The organism is Robinsoniella sp., assembly GCF_034124845.1.
Genome location: NZ_JAWYAJ010000445.1, coordinates 1 through 5947, shown reverse-complemented (window position 1 = coordinate 5947; position 5947 = coordinate 1). Strand labels below are relative to the sequence as shown.

Below are 5947 nucleotides of genomic sequence, written 5' to 3'. Positions count from 1 at the left end.
GGTAAAATATAGAAATGGCTCCATTCTTGGAGTTACAAATAATAAATAACTTTTGCTGTATGCCATCCCAAACATCATGATTGAGAATAACAGGCAGCAGGCGCCTTCTATCAGCGCTTCGTAGTTCAAGTAACGTTTCATAATACCACGCCTCCTCCTCCCAGCAAACCAAAGATCAGAATTACGCCATAGCAGACAATGAGCGTCGTGACTGCCAGCCTCACCACAAATGTCCTCTTAAAATAGCCGTTTAGCATCAGCAGATTTTTGATATCCATCATAGGTCCAAAAACCAGGAATCCCATCATCGGCACAAAGGAAAACATACCGGACATACTTCTGGCAACCACTGCATCCGAGGATGAGCATAAAGATAATAAAAATGAAAGCAGTATCATAGCTAAAAGCGCTATTGGCATGCTGATTGCTCCAAATCCTTTCAGCCAGTTCAGATCAGCCGCCTGAAATACAGCAGAGAAGAAGATTCCGATCATTAAATACTTTCCAACATGAAAGAACTCTGTCTGTGCATGGCGCATAAACAGTTGAAATTTACCGGTGATGCCTTTTGGTTCCCCACTCTCTTCATAACACCCGCAGCTGCAGCTGCCAAAATCCTCTGTTCCCTCTCTTAACAGCTGTTTTGGCCTTTTGAAAAAGAAAGTAAGACCAATAATAAAAGCACACACTATCCCCAAACCCAGCCTGTAAAGCACAACCCTAAGATCCAGGTTAAAAGCGTAATATGTAGATAACAACACCACCGGATTAACCACTGGTGCCGCAGCCATAAAACAAATGGCTGCCTGAATGGGAACACCCTTTTTCAGCAGACTTTTAAAAACCGGTATGGCTGCACAGTCACACACCGGCAGGAAAAAGCCACCCGCCATCCCCATCAGCATACCTAGTATGGGATTCCTGGGAAATACGCGCTCCATCCATCTCTGGGGTAGAAAAACCTGGATTGCCGATGACAGCAATACTCCCAGCAATAAAAAGGGAACTCCCTCCAAAAATACCCCCATAAATAATGTCAGGATAGTATTGAACAATATTCCACCCTGTTCCAGCAGCGGTGCAGCCAGTATTAAAATTCCTATGATTCCTGTGATGACAGCAAATGGAACATAGGGAGATATTTTTCTTTTTCGAACCAGCTCTTTGATTTCAGGACTGGATACCAGCCGGACTTCTGACCGGGATACACTGCGAATCTTTTGCTCAAATCTGCGTCTGACCTCCAGGGCATCGGCATTGCGCAGTAATGACAGGTCACTGGCTGCCACCTGGGATACCGGGGCATCCCCTGTCTGTCCCAGCAGCATATCCGCCATTGGAACATCTGCCAGATAGATCACTTTTTCAATATGGAACAGTTCACCCATCCGCAGCTGCAGAAAAATACGCTCCAGCTTTGAAAATGCTTCCAACCCGTTCCATTCTACCCATATTTCATCAAACTTCTGTTGCTCCATAACCATGCAGATATCGTCCGCAATCTGCATGATGGAATCCTCCAGTTCTTTTTTTGACCAGCTAAGCAGCTTACAATTCTTTGTCTCGTTTAACTCCTGCTCCCCTTCTTCAAACTGCAAAACAAGTATTTCCTTCTTCCTGCAATGACGCAGCATCTGGGCTATAAATGTTGTTTTGCCGCTCTCCAGAAATCCTGCAACCACATATAAAGGTGTTGTCATTAAATTCCTCCTTCTTACTTTTTAAGCAGCGCTTTTACAAATACAACTACAAGAAACCACGCCACTTCTAAAAGTACAATCGTTCCGCCAGGCTTCCATCCGGCATAATAAGACAGTATTAATCCAGCAATTGTTGTGACCAGCGCAACAGCCACTGCCCAAAGAAGGGCTTTTTTATAGCTTCTGCCCATCTGCATTCCGCAGGCAGCAGGAACCACCAGCATGGAGGAGATGATCAACGCTCCAACCGTGCGGGAAGCTATGGATATGGTAAGCGCCGTCAGTACCGTAAATACAAAATTAATCCGCTGTACCGGCACTCCCGAAATACGCGCTGCATTTTCATCAAACCCAATATAAAATAGTTCTTTATAGAGAAGCAGAACCGTGATCAGTACAATCAGGCTGACAGCCGTCACCAGTATAAGTTCCTCTCTGCTGATCGCAACGATACTGCCAAAAAGAAAACTGCTGAAGTTTGCACTGCTTTTTACAAACCCGGACAAAACGCCTGCCAAGCCAATTCCTCCTGACATAACAATTGCAATTGCCATCTCCGAATAGCGGGGCAGCTTCCTGCGGATACGCTCAATGCCCAGTGCTGCAGCCACACATACCACCGCTGCACTCAGAACGGGGTTTATACCAAATATCAGACCTGCCGCCACACCTGCAAGTGAAGAATGGGAAAGTGCATCCCCGATCATTGACATTCTTTTCAGCACAATGGTCATTCCGATACAAGGTGTGATCACCGCCAGCAGTATACCTGCCAGAAAAGCCCTCTGCATAAAACTATATTGTAATATACTCATTTTAAAATTCTCCCCTCTTCCATTTTCAAAACCCGATGCGCCCCCGTACACTCTGAGATATTTCCATGGGTAACTAATAATATCGTAACTTTTCTTTTCTGATTCAGTTCGTTTAACAGCCGGTAAAATTCCTTTACGGATTGTGCGTCCACTCCTGCTGTAGGCTCATCCAGAACCAACAGCTTCGGATTACCTGCCACTGCCCGTGCCAGCATGATCCTTTGCTGCTGTCCACCGGAAAGTTCTCCAATCCGTTTCTTCAGAAAACACTCCATGCCAAGTTCCTCCAGGGTTTGACTGACACATTCCCGGTGGATTCTCCCCGGTAAGCGGAACCTGCCAATCTGCCGGTATAGTCCCGTCATCATAATTTCTTCTACCGTTGCAGGAAAGTTTTGATTATGGCTAATGCTGTTTTGAGGTACATATCCAACTACCCCAGCCGAAAATACACGTCCCGGATCCTTTCCAAACATCTGCACACGCCCTTCCTGCGGCTGTAACTCCCCAAGCAGAAGCTTCAGGAGCGTACTCTTTCCACTTCCATTTTCTCCGGTTAGAAGTACATACTCCTCTTCCCGGATTTCTAAATCCATATTTCGCAGAACCGGTACCTCTGCATACCGGAACGTGATATTTTCCATGCTGACTATGTTCATGAAGCATTCCTCTCTTACTGTTAATTTTATTTTCCGCAATAATATTCATAAAATCTTTTACGGCGTACTATTTTAATGCTTCATCCAGTCTTTTCAGATTTTCTCTCATTACAGAAAAGTAATCCGCACCAGCTGCAAGCTCTTCATCACTTAATCCTTCCAATGGATTCAAAACTTCTGTCTTCGCTCCAATTTCATTTGCAATGGTTTTTGCAACCTTCGGGCTCACAAGCTCTTCAAAAAAGATCGTTTTCACATTATGTTTCTTTGCAAACTGAATAACCTCATCCATTCTCGATGGATCCGGCTCTGAATCCGGCATAAGGCCTTCAATTCCAACCTGATTCAGTCCGTATGCTTTACAGAGATACCCAAACGCTTCATGCGCTGTAATCAGATCTTTGACAGATGTTTTTGCAATTTCTGCTCTATACTCCTGATCCAGCTTTATGAACTCCGCTGCATAAGTCTCAAAATTTTTTTCATAGTAATCCTGATTCTTGGGATCTGCTGCCACAAAAGCATTTTTAATGTTCTCCATCTCTGCTTTTGCATTCATGGGGTCCAGCCATACATGTGGGTCATAACTGATATCGTCTTTGTTAGTGTCTTTGTTAGTGTCTTTATCATGGCTGACTTCGCGGGCTGCAGCTTCCTCATCTCCGGCAGCTTCCTCATCTCCTTTAGTTTCCTCATGGTCATGCGTCCCTTCCATGAGTGTTAATCCTTTCGCCGCTTCCACAACTGTCAGCTTCTGATTATCCAGTGATTCCAACACACTTTCCACCCAATGCTCCATGCCTGCGCCGTTGTAGACAAAAACATCTGCCGATTCCAATTCGCGGATATCCGTTGCCGCCGGTTCCCAATCATGAGGCTCTGTACCTGCCGGTACCATATTGGTGACTTCTGCTTTATCCCCGCCTATTTTTGTGGCAAAATCATACATAGGATAGAAGCTCGCAGCCACTTTTAACTTATCCCCGGAATTTATTTCCTCTGATTCCCCTTCTGTATTGCTGCTTAACTGGTCTGAGATTTGCTTATTCTGGTCTGTCATTTGTTTTTTCTCTTCTGCTTCCGGGCTGTTCTTCTCCCCGCAGCCTGCGCAGCACAAAGAAACCGCCAGCACTGACAAAATAATGTACACTGATCTTTTCATGATAAAATCCTCCATATTCAATTATAATTTTTCTGATTTAATATTTGATTATTTGGTAAAATGGGCGCAAAAAAACAAGGTTTCCTCCTGCAAAAAGGCAGAATTCTCCCTTGCGTCCGCTGACTTAATCGTTCAGCCTAACCTTATAAGATATGAGTGTTTTCTTTTGAAAGAATTGATAAAATGACGGTATCATAGCGATAAATATTGCCACAATACAAAAGACTGTTACAGCACAAATGATTGCACTCCCAACCTGATGAATGAGATTTTCTGCATGCTGTATTTCAGCGCAGACCGGGCAGCTTTCACCGGTACACTGATGCTGAATATTTTCTGCAATAAAAAAATTAGAGAGAAACAGAACACTTAAAACTGCCGCAATCAGAAAGATGGAAACAGCTTTATTATATACTTTTCGATTTTGATTATGCAGGTTCCTCATTGTCGTTTTCTCTCCTTTCTTTCAGGTTGCATTTATGGATCAGCTTAAGCGGCAATGACTGCAATAGCCATAGAGTGTAGTATGCTGCTGATCCAGCTCAAAATGATGCTCATTTAAAATATGGACGGAAAATTCCTCCATGCATTCGCATTTTAACGGAACCGTTTGTCCGCATTTCAGACAGACCAGCTTCCCATGGTTCTGTTTTTCTTCATCCCCAATATACCGGTATTGAGCAGGAGACCCGTCCATAGATGGTATTTTTGTGACCAGCCCATCCTGGTGCAGCCTCTCCAGCATCCGGTAAAGAGTAGTCTGCCCTGCCGGTATTCCCTCACTACGCATATAATCCATAAATTGTTCAACCGTATAAAATTTCTCCTGGTTCGCTTTCAGACAATGCAGGATATTCTCCCTTTGTTTCGTCTGGTACTGACCACGTTCCCCCAACTTATTTTCCTCTTTTCTTCAAATGTGAATTTGAAAATCATTTTCATTTTATAGCAGATTGTATTTTTTGTCAACTAAACGTTTTTTGTCACCTTAATACTTTCTGCAATATGCGGATCCAGGATACCGCTCACAGGCGGAAGCACCCCCCTGTCCATAAGCGGAGAATGTCCAAGGATTCTCTTATAGGCACGATAAAATGCGGAATAATCTGCAAATCCCGCGGCGGCTGCCGCATCTGCTGCGCTGCACCCGTTTATCAGAAGCTGCTGGGCATAGATCACCCGCTTTTGTATCAGGTAATCAAATACCGTAGTCCCGACTGCTTTGCGGAAAACTCTGTTCAGATAATGTTTGCTCAGCAAAAATTGCTCAGCCAGATGATCCAGCGTAATTTCTTCTGAAAGATGGCGATTCAGATAAATTAAGATCTTTGTTGCCAGGTCATTGTCCAGATTATGCCCATGAACTCCGCTTTCTTTTCCCCTTATGGCAACAATTCGTCCAAGGGCAGCTTCCATACCGATGGTGATCAGCTGTTCCTGAAGCCCCGACGGACTTTTCACGTATTCGCAAAGGGCATCCAGACATGCATCCAATTGAAACGTCTTCACATTTTCAAAATATATTTTCTGTTTTGGATTTTTCTCAAAGGCCTGAAATACCGATAGTAAAAGCCTCCGGTGTTCCATAGAGATGATATCCGGATGAAAATG

The 5947-nt window shown here is 44.1% G+C and carries 7 protein-coding genes; all 7 read right to left on the bottom strand.

What is annotated here, in order from left to right:
* Positions 1-137: 137 nt before the first annotated feature.
* Positions 138-1700 (bottom strand): permease, encoded by a 1563-nt coding sequence (locus ACH2DQ_RS21965; RefSeq protein ID WP_395028334.1) that lies wholly within the window; start codon positions 1698-1700, stop codon positions 138-140.
* 14 nt (positions 1701-1714) lie between these two features.
* On the bottom strand, positions 1715-2515 hold the full coding sequence (locus ACH2DQ_RS21960) for a metal ABC transporter permease (RefSeq protein WP_394914678.1): 801 nt from the start codon (positions 2513-2515) through the stop codon (positions 1715-1717).
* The gene (locus ACH2DQ_RS21955) at positions 2512-3174 is read right to left on the bottom strand and encodes a metal ABC transporter ATP-binding protein (RefSeq protein ID WP_394914677.1); all 663 of its coding nucleotides are present in this window, start codon (positions 3172-3174) and stop codon (positions 2512-2514) included. Before ACH2DQ_RS21955 ends, ACH2DQ_RS21960 begins: the two co-directional genes overlap by 4 nt.
* Before the next feature lie 67 nt (positions 3175-3241).
* Entirely contained in the window at positions 3242-4336 is a 1095-nt protein-coding gene (locus ACH2DQ_RS21950; RefSeq protein WP_394914676.1) for a metal ABC transporter substrate-binding protein, read from the bottom strand.
* A gap of 124 nt (positions 4337-4460) precedes the next feature.
* Positions 4461-4781 carry a hypothetical protein gene (locus ACH2DQ_RS21945; protein ID WP_394914675.1) on the bottom strand — a complete coding sequence of 107 codons (321 nt, stop codon included), beginning with the start codon at positions 4779-4781 and terminating at the stop codon, positions 4461-4463.
* A gap of 39 nt (positions 4782-4820) precedes the next feature.
* Complete coding sequence (locus tag ACH2DQ_RS21940) at positions 4821-5231, bottom strand: Fur family transcriptional regulator (protein ID WP_394914674.1); 411 nt, start codon at positions 5229-5231, stop codon at positions 4821-4823.
* Between the two features lie 74 nt (positions 5232-5305).
* On the bottom strand, positions 5306-5947 hold a 642-nt coding region (locus ACH2DQ_RS21935), incomplete at its 5' end, for a helix-turn-helix domain-containing protein (RefSeq protein ID WP_395028330.1).

Bases quoted from the DNA above. Each gene is read 5' to 3' on its own strand.
- ACH2DQ_RS21965 (WP_395028334.1), bottom strand. From the start codon at position 1,700: ATGACAACACCTTTATATGTGGTTGCAGGATTTCTGGAGAGCGGCAAA.
- ACH2DQ_RS21960 (WP_394914678.1), bottom strand. From the start codon at position 2,515: ATGAGTATATTACAATATAGTTTTATGCAGAGGGCTTTTCTGGCAGGT.
- ACH2DQ_RS21955 (WP_394914677.1), bottom strand. From the start codon at position 3,174: ATGAACATAGTCAGCATGGAAAATATCACGTTCCGGTATGCAGAGGTA.
- ACH2DQ_RS21950 (WP_394914676.1), bottom strand. From the start codon at position 4,336: ATGAAAAGATCAGTGTACATTATTTTGTCAGTGCTGGCGGTTTCTTTG.
- ACH2DQ_RS21945 (WP_394914675.1), bottom strand. From the start codon at position 4,781: ATGAGGAACCTGCATAATCAAAATCGAAAAGTATATAATAAAGCTGTT.